Source organism: Chryseobacterium taklimakanense (assembly GCF_900187185.1).
GTDB classification, from domain to species: domain Bacteria; phylum Bacteroidota; class Bacteroidia; order Flavobacteriales; family Weeksellaceae; genus Planobacterium; species Planobacterium taklimakanense.
In genome coordinates this window covers 2,469,023-2,485,343 of record NZ_LT906465.1, presented here as the reverse complement: position 1 = coordinate 2,485,343, position 16,321 = coordinate 2,469,023, and the positions used below count along the sequence as shown (strand labels likewise).

Genomic DNA, 16,321 nt, shown 5'->3' with positions numbered 1-16,321 from the left:
CATTGCACACAACGGTTCGGGTATTGCCGAAGGCGGGGATTTTTAGCATAAATGTTCAATCGGATAACGAAAGCTGAACCTTGCACAAACGTCCAATCGAAGGCGGTCAGACCCGCTTTTGGCAATACCTTGTAGCGGCTGGCATTCTTGTCGTCATTGTGCTAAAAGTTTATTTTCCGCAATTACTCTTTTCAAGTTGTCGCCCCAAAATGTTATGTCGCCAAACTTGTCGACACAATTTTGAAGTGAATTTAATTTGTCTAAAGTCGGCAAAATATGATTGCCAAAGTCAGATTTAAGTTCAGTTATAAAATCATTGGTGTCCACTTGCTCCGTCAAAACATAACCTGTTTTGTTTCTAAATTTATACTCCTGTCTACTACCGGGTAAGTATGAGCTTTCTCTTAAATAAACTGTCAGGTCGTGAACGGTTGGCTTCTTTTTGTCCGTATCTTTCATTGTCTCTTTTAAAGCAACACCAATGTTGAAACAAAAGTCAACGCTGTCCTTACTGTTCCAAGAAAAGTTCTGCAAGTTGATTAAAATGAAAAAGTCCCCCTTGTCTTTCCACCAAGTTTGTCCACTTGTTTGATAGCCGAGATTTTTTAAAGTCGGCTTCAAATAAGTCTTGATGAACTCTGTCTGTTTTTCTTTTGCAGTCATTTCTGTTGTCGATGGTCAATGTCGGTTGTTATGCTTGCCGCTAACGGAAAAAGTATTGGCGAAGTGCGGGCTAAATGGAACGATAAGTTCAATTTAGACCTAAATGTAGCCGATGCTTTTTTCTTACACTAAATTACTCTTTTTTGTGGAATAAAAAAGCAGCGGCGGATAAATTCACAAAAAGTTCAACTTGTTACTTTCCTCCGCATTTTGCCAATACGATGTGCCTTTGCACAACCTCTTTTCAAAGATACGGTAAAAAAGATTTCAGAAATAGAAAATGTGGTTATAAACAAGTTTAAAATATTGATATTCAGCTGTATAAATGGTTGTTTTCGGTAAATTAGCGTATGCAAGGCAGGAAAACATTTGAACCGAAAATTTTCTATGAACTCAGCCTGGACGGGCTCGTTCCCGAGGATGATTTCTACCGTAAAATCAGTCAGGAAGTACCCTTTGGCTTCCTCTACAAGTCAACCTCTCATTATTACGGCCCTTGCGGGCAGGACAGCATTGATCCGGTGGTCTTCTTCAAGATTCTTCTGGTGGGTTATCTCAACAACCTCAGCAGCGACCGCGAGCTGAACCGCCACTGTTCTAATGCGCTTAACTTGCGCCCTGGCAGATTACCCGTGCATAGATTGTAGCTTTGGATTTGTCATACTTCGATTTCTTTGCGTAGAAAGATACTTTGCAGGTGTTCATATTGTGGTGTTTTAAGGTTTAGCAATTTGAGCTAAAACACACCACAGCACAAGATGTTCAAAATTTGTACACGTCGATGAACAGGCGCATTTTGAACATTTTGGTGAGTCGTAAAATTCAGATTAACGACTCACCAAATGACTCACCAAACCATTTAGTATAATTTGCATCATTTTGGCTATGAATTAAACAAAAAACCCTTTAAAATTTCCATTTTAAAGGGTTTTGCTAAGTTTTGATTTCTTATTTGCAGAAAGGAAGGGATTCGAACCCTCGATACAGTTACCCGTATACTACCTTTCCAGGGTAGCCTCTTCAACCACTCGAGCACCTTTCTAATTAGGATTGCAAAGATATTTAAAAAATTTGGATTTGAAAATCTTAAATTATAAAATTTAGAAATCTTCGGTCATCTCACCACAAAGATCGCTGCTGAAATTCTCGGCGAAAGTCCCCTGATAATTAGGGTTATCAATTAAGTGCATCGCTTTGGTAATCGCAGTTTCTGCGGTAATATCGTTACCGCTGATGGCTCCGATTCTAGAAAAAATATTACTGTTTTCGTATTTCCCAAAACTGATTCCCCCGGAAACACACTGGCTCACGACGACAATTTCAGTGCCGTTTGCCCTGATTTTTCGCAATGTTTCTTCGGTTTCTGCGCTGCTGAAAATGGTTCCGGAACCGAAAACCTGCAAGATCAGAACTTTCATTTTAGGCAAAACCGGAAATAAATCCATCGTCATACCCGGGAAAATCCTCCAGAACAGAACCTCCGACGAAAGATGCAAATCTACCGAAAAAGGGCTATCAACCCTGGTGCGGAACAACGCGTCTTTATCAAAATTAAGGTGAACGCCCGACTGGCCAAGTATCGGATAGTTTGGGCTTTGGTAAGCATCGAAATATTCCGCAGAAAATTTCAAAGTACGGTTCCCCCTTAATAATTTATATTCAAAATAAACGGCAACTTCCTGCACCACCGCTTCATCATTCTCATAAAGGCTGGCGTAATAAAGGCTGGTCAAAAGATTTTCCTTCGCATCCGTGCGCAAATCGCCAATAGGAAGTTGAGAGCCGGTAAGGATGACAGGTTTCTTTAATCCTCTCAGCATAAAACTTAACGCTGATGCGGTATAAGCCATAGTATCCGTACCGTGAAGAATCAGAAAACCGTCATAGTTTTCATAATTTTCACCAATGTAGCCGGCAATGATTTTCCACTGCTCCGGCCCCATATCTGAGGAATCCAGCGGTTTTTGAAACGGGTGCACGGAAACTTCAGATTCGATCAGTTTCATTTCCGGAATTTTGCCGAAAATATTTTCAAAATTGAACGGGACAAGGCTGCCCGTTTCATAATCTTTTTCCATGCCGATCGTGCCACCGGTGTAGATGAGAAGGACTTTACGTTTCATATCTTCAAAAATACGTTAATTTGCGGTGAAGAAACAAATGGCTTTGGTGGTTCTATTTGTTCTATTTTCTGAAAAGAGATATTTTCGCAACAAACAGAACCGTTTATTTTGAGAAGACCTGGAATTAATGGAAAAACATCAAGAGATTTTTGAATACCTGAAACAGTTCCTGACGGAAGAGCGTCTGCAGAAAATCGAGCATTTTGCTGAAGAAAGTTCAGATTTTGTACTGCCAGTTTTGGAAGATGTTTATCAGTTCAGAAACGCAGCTGCAATCGTAAGAAGTGTGGAGGCATGCGGATTTCACAAAGTCATTGCGCTGGAGGAAGAAAATGTTTTCGATCCCAATTTACGGGTAACCAAAGGTGCCGACACCTGGGTTGAAGTGGAGAAAATGCCGGCCACACTGCAGTCGCTCGAAGATATTAAAAGCCGCGGGTACAAAATTTTAGCCGTTTCACCGGAGAAACATGCGTCCATGCTCCCCGATTATCAGGTTACAGAACCGATCGCGCTGGTTTTCGGGAACGAACTGGAGGGAGTCTCAGAGGAGATTTTGGATTTTGCGGACCAAACCCTTGCCATTCCGATGTATGGTTTCACCAAGAGCTTTAATGTTTCGGTTGCTGCGGCAATCTGCATGTATGAACTAAAACAGAAACTTCTGAAATCGGGGATTGATTATAAACTTTCTGAAGATCAAAAATTGAAGATGAAAATCCGCTGGGCAGTAAATTCAATCCGTAGTGGCGAAGAAATCTACACAAAATATATGCGGGAAAATCTTTAATATCTGAGTTCTGAGGGATAAGTGATGACTATTTATTCATTTGGTGATAATTCCATGCTGCGACAAATATTCCGGCAGTTTCAGTTCTTAACCTCTGATTTCCGAGTGAAACAGCCTTAATTCCTTTTTCCGAAAGCATTTTTATTTCATTTGGCGAAAAATCTCCTTCGGGACCTATTAAAAATGTAATATGCTGAAAGCTTTGGGAATTATTTTGGTTAATATCCTTCAGTTCTGTTCTTTCAAAACTTTCGTCGCAGTGGGCAACAAATGCATTTTCAACATTTATGTTTTTAATGAAGTCTGACAGTTTCGTAAGGTCATTAATCTTGGGAAAATGAAACCTCAGCGACTGTTTGGACGCTCCTATCGCCTGTTTCTGTATTTTTTGGGTATTAATATTTTTACGCTCAGTCTTATCCGTTTGAAGAAAAGTTATTTCGGAAATCCCGAGCTCAGTGGCTTTTTCTACAAAAAATTCAATGCGGTCGATATTTTTTGTCGGCGCAATCGCAATATGGAGTTTTGGCGAGAAATCAGCCAGATTTTCTTCAGTTTCAGAAACGTTTAACGATACCTTTTTTCCTTCAAAAACCAGATTTCCTTTAGCCAGGTTTCCTTTACCATCAGTCACATAAATTTCCTCGCCTTCCCGCATACGAAGAACTTTCACGATATGCTGCTGCTCATCATCGTCAATTTTCACCTGCGGAAATATTTCACCAAAAAAAAGTTTCATTATTATTTTAAGACCTTTTATAAAAATCCTCTTCCAAATCGTAGCGGGCAGTTGCTGAAACCGATAAATCCGAAAACTCCCCTCTTTCATATTTCAGTTTCGCCACCATTGCGATCATCGCTGCGTTATCGGTGGTGTATTCAAATTTGGGGATATAGATGTTCCAGCCCAATTTGGCAGCATTTTCTTCCATTGCCTTCCTCAAACCAGAATTTGCAGAAACACCACCCGCAATCGCAACCTCCTTTATACCATAATCCTCTGCCGCTTTTTCAAGTTTCTCCATCAAAACTTCGATAATGGTTTTTTGAACAGAAGCGCAGAGATTATTCAGATTTTTGTTTATAAAATCAGGATTTTTCCTTATTTCTTTTTGAATAAAATATAACACGGAGGTCTTCACCCCACTGAAAGAATAATCATAATTCTCCAGTCTCGGTTTATTAAATTTAAAAGAATTGGGATCACCTTCCTTCGCCAGCCGGTCAACAATGGGGCCAGCCGGATAATCCAGCCCAAAAATCTTTCCTATTTTGTCGAAGGCCTCTCCTGCTGCATCATCAGTTGTCTTACCGATGATTTTCATGTTGAAATAGTCCTTCACCAGCACGATCATCGTATGCCCGCCGCTCACGGTAAGGCATAAAAAAGGGAACTTTGGCGGCACAGGATTTGCATCCTCGATAAAATGCGCTAAAATGTGGGCTTGAAGGTGGTTTACCTCGATTAAAGGTACCTCCAGACTCATCGCCAAAGACTTGGCAAACGAGGTTCCGACAAGCAGTGAACCCAAAAGCCCCGGACCCCTCGTAAATCCTATGGCTGCAATATCATTTTGTTGTATATTTGCTTCAACCAGAGATTTTTGTACAACCGGGATTATATTTTGCTGATGAGCGCGTGAAGCCAGCTCCGGAACCACACCACCATAATCGTTGTGGATTTGCTGATTGGCAGCAATGTTGGAAAGGATTTTATTTCCTTGAATGATGGCAGCAGATGTATCGTCGCAGGACGATTCGATTCCCAAAATTATTGTTGACTCGCTCATAACGATGGCAAATTTAGAGAATAATTACGATAACGAAAAAGAACAGGAACAGTCGCCCAAAGAAGAGGTAAGCATCGAAAATGCCAGGGAACTGGTAAAAGATGCTGTGCAGAATCCTGTGGGAACCGCAAAAGAATTCACGGAGCAGGCCGCTAAAGATGTTACCAACGTCAAGTGGTGGGCAAAACTTCTGCTGATTCTTTTTTGGGTGGGCTTGGCACTTGTGGCTACTTTCTTCATTATTATCAATTTGGATTCTACCAAAAGATGGGCAGCGAACCAGGCCCTTAAGGTGCTTAACCAGGACTTCAAAGCAAAAATGTCGTACCAAAGTGTGGATGTCAACTACTTTGGCGACGTCACAATCAAAGGGCTAAAAATTCAGGATGAGAAAGGTCTCGATTTCATTAAAGCCCGTGTGTTCAGAGCCAATTCGAACTGGATTGCGCTCGCCACCAATCAGCTTCAAAAAAACAACCACTTAAGTTTCGACGCACTGCAGTTAACAGAGGCGGATATAAAAGTGGTTACTTATAAAGGCGACAGCATTTCAAACTTCATCAAATACATAGGGAATTTCGACAGCGGAAAACCGTCAGACCCCAATAAACCGCCGTTTCAGCTGGATTCCCGCATTGAGCTTGTAAATTCAAAAGTTTCAATCATCAACCAGAACAGCGAAGGCGACAAAGGAAAGTGGCTCTTGGCAAAAAACGTCAATCTTTTGGCTCCGAAGGTTAAAGTAAACGGCCCTAATGTTTCAGCACAGATCAATAACCTGACTTTCAGGACGACACGCTGGGGAAAGGAGCATTTTGTAGATACATTTTCCACGGATCTCGCGATGACCAAAGAATATTTATCCTTGAAAGATCTGACGCTGAATACCAATCACACACTTCTTCAGGGCGATCTGAAGTTTAATCTGAATAACGGTTCCTGGGCTGATTTTACTGACAAAGTACGTTGGGAAATGGACCTGATGCGCGGCAGCCAGATCAGCGGCTACGACATCAGCTATTTTGTGACGAACTGGGACAATTACAAACCGGTGAACATATCCGGCAGGATGACCGGCCCACTCAATAATTTTTATCTTGAAGATTTCGTTATTGGCAATACGGACGTGAGCATTGCCACAAGAACGATGAAACTGCGCAATCTGCTGGGCGGAAAATTCGTAATCGAAACCAATAATTTGTCAACAGATTTCACTTATAAAGGTCTGAAAGCGATGCTGCCGACTTTCATCTCCCAGAAAATGAAAAATTTCGCAGATGATTTCGGAAGGCTGCGTTTTACCGGAGCTGCGAGAATTATGCCGGAACAGGTTTATGTCCCAAACGGAAATCTGATTACGGGTGTTGGCCAGGCACGGATTAATAATTTTTATCTTGACGATTACAGCACTAACCTACCTAAATACAGAGGTTTCTTTGATATAAAAAACCTCAATACAAAGGTGATTACAAAGATGCCGCAGGTTGGCCTCATCACCGGAAAAATCAATCTTCAAGGCCAGAGTTTTGATGTAAACCAAATGATTGTTCGCACCAAAGCCAACATCTCGAGTATCGAAATCATGGATAAAACCATTAACAATTTGTACCTCGACGGCCTTCTGAACAAGAAAACTTACCAAGGAATGATCAGGGTAAATGATGAACAGGCGGCAGCTGATGTGGATGGGTTTATAGATTTCCGCACTTCAAAAATAATGGCCGATGTTGTAGCGAATATTAAAAGACTGAACCTCAACTATTTTACAGGGAAGCGGGGAAGCCAGATATTAAGCGGCTTGATTGACGGTAAAATTTCGATGACGAATCTTAATGATTTGGATCTGAATGCCAACATGAAAGGCCTCACCTTTACCGCAAACGGAAAAACGTACACCATCCCGAATGCAGATCTTAAAGTTTATTTTGCCAACGGAAACCGAGTGGTTGAAGTAGATGCACCAGGTGCTGTTAACGGTCGTATTGCCGGCAGATACCAACTGGAAGACCTTGCCGGCATGATACAGAACGGCATGCAGAAAGTTCTGGTAGGCCCACCGCCAAGAAAACTTTACAGAGGACAAAGCTTCAACATGGAATTTGATGTAAAACAGGCCCTGGTGAATTACTTTGAACCCAATTTGAGAATTCCCACCGGTGCCAGGATTTCCGGATCATACGAAGGCAACTCCAATAACCTCGTTTTGAATGTGGATGCCCGTTCGATTATTTATCAGATGACGAAAACCCGGGAGATTACAGATGCCGACAGAGCGCTTGCGGCAGCTAACCCAGCTTATAAAATTCCGGATGGCGCACGCACAACCCGGGACAGTGCTATGGTTGATAACCTCATCCTTAAGATCAATACGGCCAATCTCGACGAGCAGATTTTTGCCAAGATCGACCGTGTACTTTACAACCAGAATGTTTTCAAGGACGTTATTCTTACCGGGAAAAATGAAAACAATCAGGTGCTGCATCTCGCCGCGAATTTTCTGCACGGATCGCCGGCGGAGGAAATCGACGGCAATCTGAAAGCATACGCTGTAAACCTTAATCAAACTACCAACAGCGCTGGAGATTATGTGGTAAGGTTTGAACCGACTGAAGTTAAATTAAACAATGTGGTCTGGCAGATCGATACCAGTCCTGAACTGAACCATTCCATCACGTACCGTAAGCGGCAGGGCGATTTCTCTATACAAAATCTAAGACTTTATTCGGATGAAAGTTCACTTTTGGTAAGAAACGCACTCTTTAAATCAGCAAAAGATTTCAGTGCCGAAGGTGAAATACAGAATTTGCAGCTCGCAAAACTTATGGCTATGCAGACCGGCGGGAACGATATGGATATACACGGAGTTGCCAACGGCAAGTTCGATATTAAAATGAATAAAAATAATCTTGAGCCACTGATTGATATGAACATCGACAACATCTCAATGAATGGTAAAGATATGGGCAGTATCGTGATCAATGCTAAAAACAGTTCCAAATCCAATGTTTTTGATATCGATGCCAAGGTCATTTCATCAGAAATAATTGGCAACAACAATCTTCACGTCACCGGTACCATTAATAATAACACGAGCAAACCGACTTTGGACATCAAAGCGGATATGAAAGATTTTGATCTGGCATTTACCCAGGAATTCGTGAAAGGCGTGTTCGGAAATATGCGTGGTAAAGCCAACGGCGTTTTGGCTATAACCGGCCCACTGAACGATATCGACTACAGTGGGGACATCGCTTTGAAAGGTTTTGGAATGAAGCTAAATTTCACCGGGGTTGATTACAGTTTTGAAGACACGGTGATTCCCCTGGCCAAAGGCAGGGCAATCCTGAACAACATAAAACTGAAAGACGGCCGCGACATTTCCAGCGGAACCATTTCTGGGGTTATACAGTTTGAAACACTTGCTTCTATGGCCGTCAACCTCATTATGAGAGCAGATAATCTTATGGTACTCAATACGCAGCAAAAGGATTACGACCTGTTTTGGGGCAGAGTTTACGGCGAAGGTAACCTTTACGTCTCAGGACCTGTTTCAGGATTAAGCATTGCCACTGATCTTAATGAACCTTTCAAAGCACTGAACAACAGTGTCTTCACATTCAACGCCGGTTCTACTTCTGGAGTTGACGAATTTAAAATGCTCCGTTTCCTGAAAGAAGATAAATCCGGAACCATTGTGCTGGAAGACAGAAAGGAAAAAGGCGCCAATATGGACCTGAACTTCAATCTTGCGGTTGACAGAGGAACTACGGTGAACGTGATGCTTCCTGAAGATGTGGGAAGCATCAGCGTAAGAGGAAATGCAAATCCACTAAGATTCAGGATGTTCAGAAACGGCAATCTTACTATGAGCGGCAATTATATGGTGGACAGCGGAACCTTTGTTTCACAAGCCATTCTTGAGAGAACTTTCCAAATCGCGCGAAACAGCAGCATAAGATGGGACGGCGATGCGATGACGCCTGACCTGGCTATAAAAGCCCACTATATGCGGGCAGTAACCAATGCGGGCGCGTACCTTGGCGACCCAAATCTTCCGGCAGTGAACGTACTGCTGTCCGTTGATATTACGGGAACTTTAAACCAGCCTAAAGTGAACCTTGGTGTAAGCGCACCAGATTTATCGACCCAACTTAAGGAAACACTGGCTGCAAAAATGATGAACGAGGATGATAAAGTGATTCAGTTTGGGTCTGTGCTGATCACCAATTCATTCAATGTGCAGAATGGCGGCGGCTTCGATCTCAACCTTGAAAACGCCATTGAAAATACAGGTTACAATATGCTCTTTAAGCAACTCGGAGCTGTCTTTAATACCATCAGTAATGAGGTACAGGTTGACATCAATTACTTAAAGGGTGACGATGCATCGAACACAGGATCAAGAGCGAATGCCAGTCTGACTTTTGCACTGTCCCCAAGAGTTACCGTAAAAACGGGACTTGGAGTTCCACTCTCCAAAGGTGCTGAAGTTACCCAGCAAAACTATTTATCCGGCGAAGGTATTGTGGAGTATGACTGGAGCAAAAACAACGACAAAACCAGATTGGTTCGGGTATATTCCAAACCGTCTAATATTGGTATCGTAAGCGGCAACGCGGCCAACTCTGCGAACCAGACTTTTGGAGTGGGTGTTGTTTACAGCAAGAGTTTTAATACTATTTTTAAAAGAAAAAAGAAAAAGAACACCACAGACAGCACCAAGATAAAAGCAGATTCAGCAAGGATAAATAGTATAAAATAGCTAAAATCATCATTTGGATGAATTTCTGTTAAATATTGTTAATCCAAACATATTTTTTTTCAGTTGGTATTTTTTTCTTAAATTTGCAAAAAATACAAGAGTTTTTTATAAATTATATAATAAAAGGAAAATGAACTACCAACTTGACGAAATTGACAAAAGAATTCTGGATTTCCTTGTAGAAAACACCAGAATGCCCTTTACTGAAATTGCAAAGCAGATGGATGTATCGGCGGGAACGATCCACGTAAGGGTGAAGAAAATGGAGGATGCAGGCATTATCCTTGGGTCTTCTTTAACCATAGATTACACTAAACTGGATTATCACTTTACTGCTTTCATCGGGATTTTGCTTACAAAATCAAACAGAACGCAGGATGTTCTTAAAGAACTTTCGCTTATTCCAAACGTGATTGAAGCCAGCGTCATCTCCGGAAAGTACAATATTTTCTGTAAAGTAAGAGCCAGAAATACAGACGACGCAAAACGCATCATCTACCAGATTGATGACATACAGGACGTTATGAGAACCGAAAGTATGATCTCTATGGAAGAATACCTGAGCGACAAGAACAGGCTGATAAAAGCGATTTCTATCTAAAGAAACGCAAAATATTATAAAAGAGAACTTATGGGATTTTCCCGTAAGTTTTCTTTATTTTTACACCCATGGAAAATGAATATTTTAAAGGGGAAACTCCTGAAAAAGGAATGGGATTCATCTGCTCCCTGATTGGTCTTCTGATCTTCACTGTTATGGGAATTGGGATTGACGTGGACCAGTACCTTCAGTCCACAGAAAAGGATATCGTGATTCCGCAGTGGTATTTCTTTATCATCTTTATGATCGATGCGGTTATTTTGCTGTCGATCCTGCTTATTTATTTTTACAGAAAAGCTGGTGCTATCATCTATCCCTTAGCCACCATCGCCCACTTTATGGTTCATATGTATTTCCTGGATACGTTTCTTTATTCTGATGTTACGGCGTTATTTGTGTTTACGGGTGTTGCTCTGTTAGCGATCATTCCCAAATGGCAGTTTTTTAAATAAAATTAAAAAAGATGTTATGGTTTGTCATTGAATAAAACCAATAAATACCATTTACCTGCGGAGGACTGCAGCACTATCTACGTTCACTAACAGCCGCAGTGAGCATACAGTAATTCTTTCCGAAAAGCTGAAGCGCATTAAAAAACTTTCAGCGATCACCATATCATTAAACTTTCCAGAATGAATTCTCTCCATATTTCCGGGGCGATTTCGTATCATTGCAGAAATATCAGTACCATGGGCAAAGCAGTTTTTACTATAGTTTTTCTTCTGATTTCAAATATTTTTATGACTCTGGCATGGTACGGACATCTGAAGATGGAGGAAATGGGCTGGCTAAAAAAGACCAGTCTTTTTGTAATCATCCTGATCAGTTGGGGGCTTGCCTTTTTTGAATACATTTTCCAGGTTCCTGCCAATAAAATTGGGTTTGTGGACAATGGCGGCCCGTTTTCACTTTTCCAGCTGAAGGTCATTCAGGAGGTGATTACGCTGGTGGTTTTTACCGCTTTTGCAGTGGTGGCATTCAAGAATTTTGAGCTGAAGCTTAATCATCTTTACGCCGGAATTTGTCTTGTAATGGCGGTATATTTCGCCTTCAGAAAATAAAAAGCACGCCCGAAAGCGTGCCGTTATTTTCAAAAACCTGTTTTCCGGAATTATTGATCTAGAATTCTTCTTACAGCTTCTTTCACTGCTGCTGCATCGATTTTATATTTTTTCATCAGTTCCGCAGGTGTCGCAGATTCGCCGAAAGTATCGTTCACTGCTACAAATTCCTGTCGCGTCGGCCTTTTTCTGGCCAACATTCCGGCAACCGATTCTCCTAAGCCGCCAAGATAATTGTGTTCTTCAGCGGTCACTACTTTTCCTGTTTTTTCAACAGATTTCAGGATGATTTCTTCATCCAAAGGTTTGATGGTGTGAATGTTGATCACTTCGCAGGAAATTCCTTCTTTTTCCAGTTCGTCCGCCGCAAGCAAAGATTCCCAAACCAAATGTCCGGTGGCAACGATGGTAACGTCTGTGCCTTCCTGAAGCATGATGCCTTTTCCGATTTCAAACGGCATGTCTTCCGGAATAAAAACCGGCACTACAGGACGGCCGAACCTTAAATAAACCGGTCCATCATAATCAGCAATTGCCAATGTTGCGGCTTTTGTCTGGTTGTAATCGCAGGTATTGATCACGGTCATTCCCGGAAGCATCTTCATCATTCCGATGTCTTCCAAAACCTGGTGTGTAGCACCGTCTTCACCTAAAGTCAAACCGGCGTGGGAAGCACAGATTTTAACATTTTTTCCTGAATAGGCGATGGATTGCCGAATCTGGTCATACACTCTTGAAGTAGAGAAATTCGCAAAAGTTCCGGTGAACGGAATCTTACCGTTAATCGTCAACCCTGCGGCAAGGCCCATCATATTGGCTTCTGCGATTCCCACCTGGAAAAATCTTTCCGGTGCTTTCTCGATGAATTTTTCCATCTTAAGGGAACCGATAAGGTCGGCACAAAGTGCAACAACATTCGGGTTTTTATCAGCCAATTCTGCCAAACCGGCACCGAATCCGCTTCTTGTATCTTTTTTATCTAAAACTTCGTATTTCATTTTATTGCTTTCGGTTTTTGGCCATCTGCAATTTGCAGTTACCTCAACCATGATTTTGTTTAATTTTTTTGGTTTCTAAAAGTCCTCTTTGCCCTTAATAATCAGCCGGTGCTTCCAGATAAAGCTGCTTAATTCCAAGTTCAAGCTGTTCATCATTTGGCGCTTTTCCGTGCCAAGCGTGGGTTCCCATCATATAATCGATTCCAAAGCCCATTTCTGTGTTGAGGATGATCACTACCGGTTTACCATTACCTGTCTCAGATTTTGCTTTCTCCAGAATGGCGATCACCGCTTCCAGATCATTACCATTCTTTTCGTTCAGGACTGTCCAGCCAAATGCTTCAAGTTTTGCATGCAAATCACCCAAACTCAACACATCATCTACATCTCCGTCGATCTGGCGGTTGTTGTAATCAATCGTAGAAATTAAATTATCAACTTTATTGTGCGCAGCGAACATCAGGGCCTCCCAAATCTGGCCTTCCTGCAGTTCACCGTCGCCATGAAGCGAGTAAACCAAATTTTTATCGCCGTCTAGTTTTTTACCTAAAGCGGCACCAACCGCCACAGAAAGTCCCTGTCCCAGAGAACCTGAAGCGACTCTAACTCCCGGCAGACCTTCGTGTGTTGTCGGGTGTCCCTGCAATCTGGAATCCAGTTTACGGAAAGTCTTAAGTTCTTCTACCGGAAAGAAGCCAAATCTCGCCAATGTGGAATAGAAAACCGGTGAAATATGCCCGTTGGAAAGGAAGAAAAGGTCTTCGTTTTTGCCTTCCATAGTGAAAGGGAGTCTGTATTCCATCACTTTGCCGTAAAGCGCGGTGAAATATTCTGTACAGCCCAAACTTCCGCCGGGATGTCCGGAATTTACGGCGTGCACCATCCGCAAAATATCCCTTCTGATCTGGATTGTGAGCGATTTTAATTCTTCGATACTTTTACTCATTGCTTCAATTTATTTTGCATGCGAATTTACTGTTTTTCTGCGGGTTTTGGAAATGAAAAAACCGGCTTTAAATAAAACCGGCTTTATTTAATTCAGGCAAAAATCAGCAACCTCCTTCAATGGGATAAACACTAACTTCTACGGTTATATTATTGACCAGTTTGAAGGAAAGCGTACTTCCGGCATCACTGTCTGATAAAACAAAGTAGCTCACAGTTTTGGAAGGTTTACCGTTGTCGTCCCACTCCGGATAGACCCTGAAGCTTGGGAAATTCCGGTAAACACCGATAAGCTGGTCTCTGGTTGATCCTACGCCCATCCCACTTCTGGTACGGAATTTTGCACTGCGTGTCGTAATATTCCCAATCATTCTTGCTTCCATGTTATTCCCGCCAGTGTAGCCATAAACATATAACATCACGGTTTCGCCTTTGTAACTAATTTTTTCAGGACTGTTGGAATTACTGCTTTTAATTTTTCTTCCGGCAATCTTATCGGCTTCCACGATATCCATTTTAAGGTGAAAAGGACCTATTCTTAGAGTACTCAAATCAAAGTTATCCTGCGCATTCGCTGCCGTAAAAAGAAAGGTCAGGAATAACATAATTGTTTTTTTCATAATAGGTGTTTTTTTGTTTTTAAATTTAAAAAAATTCCGGAAGAAATATTCAACCGGAATTTTACTGTATTTAGTTTAAATTTTAACGCCATTATTTCTTTCTGATCAGCCACAATCCTAAGAACGTGAGCAAACCGTTGATAATCAGCAACTCCAAACCTATCTTAAAATCACCAAAAATATTTTCCTGGAATTTGTCGATGAAATAGGAAATCAGTGGTGCAGCGATGCAGACGTACGGCACCAATTTGTCGTGAACTTTAAATTTAGTAAAAATCCCGAATGCGAAAAGCCCGAGCAGCGGACCGTAAGTAAATCCGGCAAGTTTCAGAATCAGGCCGATCATCGAATTGTCGTTGATGATTTTAAAGATAATTACCATCACCAAAAATGCTGCGGCAACCATAAGATGAACTCTTTTCCTGAATTTTTCTTTCGTTTTATCGTCCCAATTTTTTTCCTTCAAACCAAAAATATCGATGCAGAGCGACGAGGTTAAAGCCGTCATTGCGCCATCCGCCGACGGAAAAAGTGCCGAAATCAAAGCGATGATGAAGATGATGGAAATAAAGGGCGGCATGTGGTTAAGCGCGATGTCTGGAAACAGTTGGTCTCCGGAAGATGAAACGTGTTCCGTTTGTCCGTAAAGATGCAGCAAACCGCCCATGAAAAGGAAAAGCGAAATTACGCCTACCAAAATAAAGCCGAGTGTCACCATATTTTTCTGGGAATCTTTCAGTTTGGTTACTGACAGCGATTTCTGCATCATTTCCTGGTCGATACCGGTCATCGTTATTGTAATGAATGCTCCGGCTAAAATTTGTTTAAAGAAAAAAGCTTTGGAATTGACATCGGTATTGAAGACTTCGGTGTAGCCAAGCCTGTTCATTTCTTTTAAACTTTCAAAAAGGCCCAAATTCAAATGATTCAGCATATAAGTGGAACAGATTATCAGCCCCAAAAGCATGCAGCTTGTCTGCAACGTGTCGGTCCATACGATGGTTTTCACGCCGCCTTCGTAAGTATAGAGGATGATCATCAGTAAGATCACAAGCGTCGTCACGATAAACGGTACGCCCAGACTTTCCAGAATGGTCATCTGCAAAATATTCACCACGAGGTAAAGCCGTGCGGTTGCGCCCACCAAGCGCGAAACAATGAAAATCCAGGCGCCGGTTTTAAGGGAAATCTCGCCCATCCTTTGCTGAAGATAACCATAAATGGAAGTGAGTTTCAAACGGTAATACAGCGGCAAAAGAATATACGCAATTACCACATAACCAATAAGATATCCAATAGTGATTTGCAGATAATGAAACTGATCCGCGCCTACTGCTCCCGGAACCGACACGAAAGTAACGCCCGAAAGCGAGGTCCCGATCATCCCAAAGGCAACGAGCATCCAGTTGGATTTCCGGTTTCCGATGAAGAAACTGTCGTTGTTGCTGCCTTTTCCGGTGCGGTAAGCCACCCAAAGTAAAAGCGCGAAATAGGCGATGATGATACACAACAGCACAATCGGATTCATAGAAATTTATTTTGAAAAATTTAGCAAATATAGTTTTTTTAATTTTTGTTCATATCGGAAATTAAGATCATAAAAACCGACGCGCGCCTGCGGCGCGCGTCGGTTCACAAAGCTAATTTAAAAAAAAGAATTATGATAAAACGTCGCGGATATCCTCGTTTTTATCAAAAACCGATTTTGCGTAAGAGCACAACGGAATCACCTTTTTACCGTTATTTCTGGCATATTCAGCACCTGCGTAAACCAGCTGTTTGGCGAGCCCTTTACCCGAAAAGGCTTCGTTTACTTCAGTATGATCGATGATGAATTTGTCATCTCCGGCCCAGGTATAAGTCATTTCACCGGCTTTTTCACCGTCAGAATAAATTTCAAATGAACCATTTTTTTCGCTGTTGTTTTGTTTTATTTCTGTCATAATTAATATTTGTTTAAGGTTTAAT

The 16,321-nt window shown here is 41.7% G+C and carries 15 protein-coding genes and 1 tRNA gene; 6 read left to right on the top strand and 10 right to left on the bottom strand.

Annotated features, from left to right (window positions below; all coding sequences use genetic code 11):
* Positions 1–153: 153 nt before the first annotated feature.
* Positions 154–663 (bottom strand): DUF4304 domain-containing protein, encoded by a 510-nt coding sequence (locus CKV81_RS11895; RefSeq protein ID WP_095073530.1) that lies wholly within the window; start codon positions 661–663, stop codon positions 154–156.
* Between the two features lie 350 nt (positions 664–1,013).
* On the opposite strand from CKV81_RS11895, the gene CKV81_RS11890 reads away from it, so the two are divergent.
* Positions 1,014–1,310, top strand: coding sequence for a transposase (locus tag CKV81_RS11890; RefSeq protein WP_095073528.1), 297 nt, complete (start codon positions 1,014–1,016; stop codon positions 1,308–1,310).
* A 308-nt stretch (positions 1,311–1,618) separates the two neighbouring features.
* On the opposite strand, the gene CKV81_RS11885 is transcribed toward CKV81_RS11890, so the two are convergent.
* Together CKV81_RS11885 and CKV81_RS11880 are read right to left on the bottom strand one after the other, a co-directional pair.
* Positions 1,619–1,705: transfer RNA gene (locus CKV81_RS11885), tRNA-Ser, on the bottom strand.
* Between the two features lie 58 nt (positions 1,706–1,763).
* On the bottom strand, positions 1,764–2,786 hold the full coding sequence (locus CKV81_RS11880; RefSeq protein WP_095073526.1) for an asparaginase: 1,023 nt from the start codon (positions 2,784–2,786) through the stop codon (positions 1,764–1,766).
* 127 nt (positions 2,787–2,913) lie between these two features.
* Here CKV81_RS11880 and CKV81_RS11875 point away from each other — a divergent pair, with 127 nt between their 5' ends.
* The gene (locus CKV81_RS11875) at positions 2,914–3,576 is read left to right on the top strand and encodes a TrmH family RNA methyltransferase (protein ID WP_095073524.1); all 663 of its coding nucleotides are present in this window, start codon (positions 2,914–2,916) and stop codon (positions 3,574–3,576) included.
* 28 nt (positions 3,577–3,604) lie between these two features.
* On the opposite strand, the gene CKV81_RS11870 is transcribed toward CKV81_RS11875, so the two are convergent.
* Both CKV81_RS11870 and tsaD read right to left on the bottom strand, forming a co-directional pair.
* The gene (locus tag CKV81_RS11870) at positions 3,605–4,315 is read right to left on the bottom strand and encodes an RsmE family RNA methyltransferase (protein WP_095073522.1); all 711 of its coding nucleotides are present in this window, start codon (positions 4,313–4,315) and stop codon (positions 3,605–3,607) included.
* A 7-nt stretch (positions 4,316–4,322) separates the two neighbouring features.
* Positions 4,323–5,366 (bottom strand): tRNA (adenosine(37)-N6)-threonylcarbamoyltransferase complex transferase subunit TsaD, encoded by a 1,044-nt coding sequence (gene tsaD, locus CKV81_RS11865; protein WP_095073520.1) that lies wholly within the window; start codon positions 5,364–5,366, stop codon positions 4,323–4,325.
* A 4-nt stretch (positions 5,367–5,370) separates the two neighbouring features.
* Between tsaD and CKV81_RS11860 the strand changes: the two genes are divergently transcribed.
* The 4 genes from CKV81_RS11860 (at position 5,371) to CKV81_RS11845 (ending at position 11,790) form a co-directional block, all read left to right on the top strand.
* Positions 5,371–10,128: a translocation/assembly module TamB domain-containing protein gene (locus tag CKV81_RS11860; RefSeq protein ID WP_095074499.1), complete on the top strand. Its 4,758-nt coding sequence runs from the start codon at positions 5,371–5,373 to the stop codon at positions 10,126–10,128.
* 130 nt (positions 10,129–10,258) lie between these two features.
* Positions 10,259–10,729: an Lrp/AsnC family transcriptional regulator gene (locus tag CKV81_RS11855; RefSeq protein WP_095073517.1), complete on the top strand. Its 471-nt coding sequence runs from the start codon at positions 10,259–10,261 to the stop codon at positions 10,727–10,729.
* 68 nt (positions 10,730–10,797) lie between these two features.
* A complete protein-coding gene (locus tag CKV81_RS11850; protein ID WP_095073515.1) occupies positions 10,798–11,181 on the top strand; it encodes a hypothetical protein in 384 nt (127 codons plus the stop codon).
* Positions 11,182–11,361: 180 nt separating this feature from the next.
* Entirely contained in the window at positions 11,362–11,790 is a 429-nt protein-coding gene (locus CKV81_RS11845) for a DMT family protein (protein WP_258454339.1), read from the top strand.
* Positions 11,791–11,840: 50 nt separating this feature from the next.
* Here the strand turns inward: CKV81_RS11845 and CKV81_RS11840 are convergent, their stop codons facing one another.
* The 5 genes from CKV81_RS11840 to CKV81_RS11820 all read right to left on the bottom strand — a co-directional run bounded on the left by CKV81_RS11840 (position 11,841) and on the right by CKV81_RS11820 (position 16,296).
* Complete coding sequence (locus CKV81_RS11840; RefSeq protein WP_095074496.1) at positions 11,841–12,788, bottom strand: transketolase family protein; 948 nt, start codon at positions 12,786–12,788, stop codon at positions 11,841–11,843.
* A 94-nt stretch (positions 12,789–12,882) separates the two neighbouring features.
* A complete protein-coding gene (locus CKV81_RS11835) occupies positions 12,883–13,734 on the bottom strand; it encodes a transketolase (protein WP_095073511.1) in 852 nt (283 codons plus the stop codon).
* 103 nt (positions 13,735–13,837) lie between these two features.
* Positions 13,838–14,353: a hypothetical protein gene (locus CKV81_RS11830; RefSeq protein ID WP_095073509.1), complete on the bottom strand. Its 516-nt coding sequence runs from the start codon at positions 14,351–14,353 to the stop codon at positions 13,838–13,840.
* A 91-nt stretch (positions 14,354–14,444) separates the two neighbouring features.
* Positions 14,445–15,881, bottom strand: a complete 1,437-nt coding sequence (locus CKV81_RS11825) for a sodium:solute symporter (RefSeq protein ID WP_095073507.1) — start codon at positions 15,879–15,881, stop codon at positions 14,445–14,447.
* Positions 15,882–16,011: 130 nt separating this feature from the next.
* Positions 16,012–16,296, bottom strand: a complete 285-nt coding sequence (locus CKV81_RS11820) for a GNAT family N-acetyltransferase (RefSeq protein WP_095073505.1) — start codon at positions 16,294–16,296, stop codon at positions 16,012–16,014.
* Between the last annotated feature and the right edge of the window lie 25 nt (positions 16,297–16,321).

Excerpts from the sequence above, each read along its gene's own strand:
- CKV81_RS11895 (WP_095073530.1), bottom strand. The coding sequence starts at position 663 with ATGACTGCAAAAGAAAAACAGACAGAGTTCATCAAGACTTATTTGAAG.
- CKV81_RS11850 (WP_095073515.1), top strand. The coding sequence starts at position 10,798 with ATGGAAAATGAATATTTTAAAGGGGAAACTCCTGAAAAAGGAATGGGA.
- CKV81_RS11845 (WP_258454339.1), top strand. The coding sequence starts at position 11,362 with ATGAATTCTCTCCATATTTCCGGGGCGATTTCGTATCATTGCAGAAAT.
- CKV81_RS11855 (WP_095073517.1), top strand. The coding sequence starts at position 10,259 with ATGAACTACCAACTTGACGAAATTGACAAAAGAATTCTGGATTTCCTT.
- CKV81_RS11860 (WP_095074499.1), top strand. The coding sequence starts at position 5,371 with ATGGCAAATTTAGAGAATAATTACGATAACGAAAAAGAACAGGAACAG.
- CKV81_RS11825 (WP_095073507.1), bottom strand. The coding sequence starts at position 15,881 with ATGAATCCGATTGTGCTGTTGTGTATCATCATCGCCTATTTCGCGCTT.
- CKV81_RS11880 (WP_095073526.1), bottom strand. The coding sequence starts at position 2,786 with ATGAAACGTAAAGTCCTTCTCATCTACACCGGTGGCACGATCGGCATG.
- CKV81_RS11820 (WP_095073505.1), bottom strand. The coding sequence starts at position 16,296 with ATGACAGAAATAAAACAAAACAACAGCGAAAAAAATGGTTCATTTGAA.
- CKV81_RS11840 (WP_095074496.1), bottom strand. The coding sequence starts at position 12,788 with ATGAAATACGAAGTTTTAGATAAAAAAGATACAAGAAGCGGATTCGGT.
- CKV81_RS11875 (WP_095073524.1), top strand. The coding sequence starts at position 2,914 with ATGGAAAAACATCAAGAGATTTTTGAATACCTGAAACAGTTCCTGACG.
- tsaD (WP_095073520.1), bottom strand. The coding sequence starts at position 5,366 with ATGAGCGAGTCAACAATAATTTTGGGAATCGAATCGTCCTGCGACGAT.
- CKV81_RS11830 (WP_095073509.1), bottom strand. The coding sequence starts at position 14,353 with ATGAAAAAAACAATTATGTTATTCCTGACCTTTCTTTTTACGGCAGCG.
- CKV81_RS11870 (WP_095073522.1), bottom strand. The coding sequence starts at position 4,315 with ATGAAACTTTTTTTTGGTGAAATATTTCCGCAGGTGAAAATTGACGAT.
- CKV81_RS11890 (WP_095073528.1), top strand. The coding sequence starts at position 1,014 with ATGCAAGGCAGGAAAACATTTGAACCGAAAATTTTCTATGAACTCAGC.
- CKV81_RS11835 (WP_095073511.1), bottom strand. The coding sequence starts at position 13,734 with ATGAGTAAAAGTATCGAAGAATTAAAATCGCTCACAATCCAGATCAGA.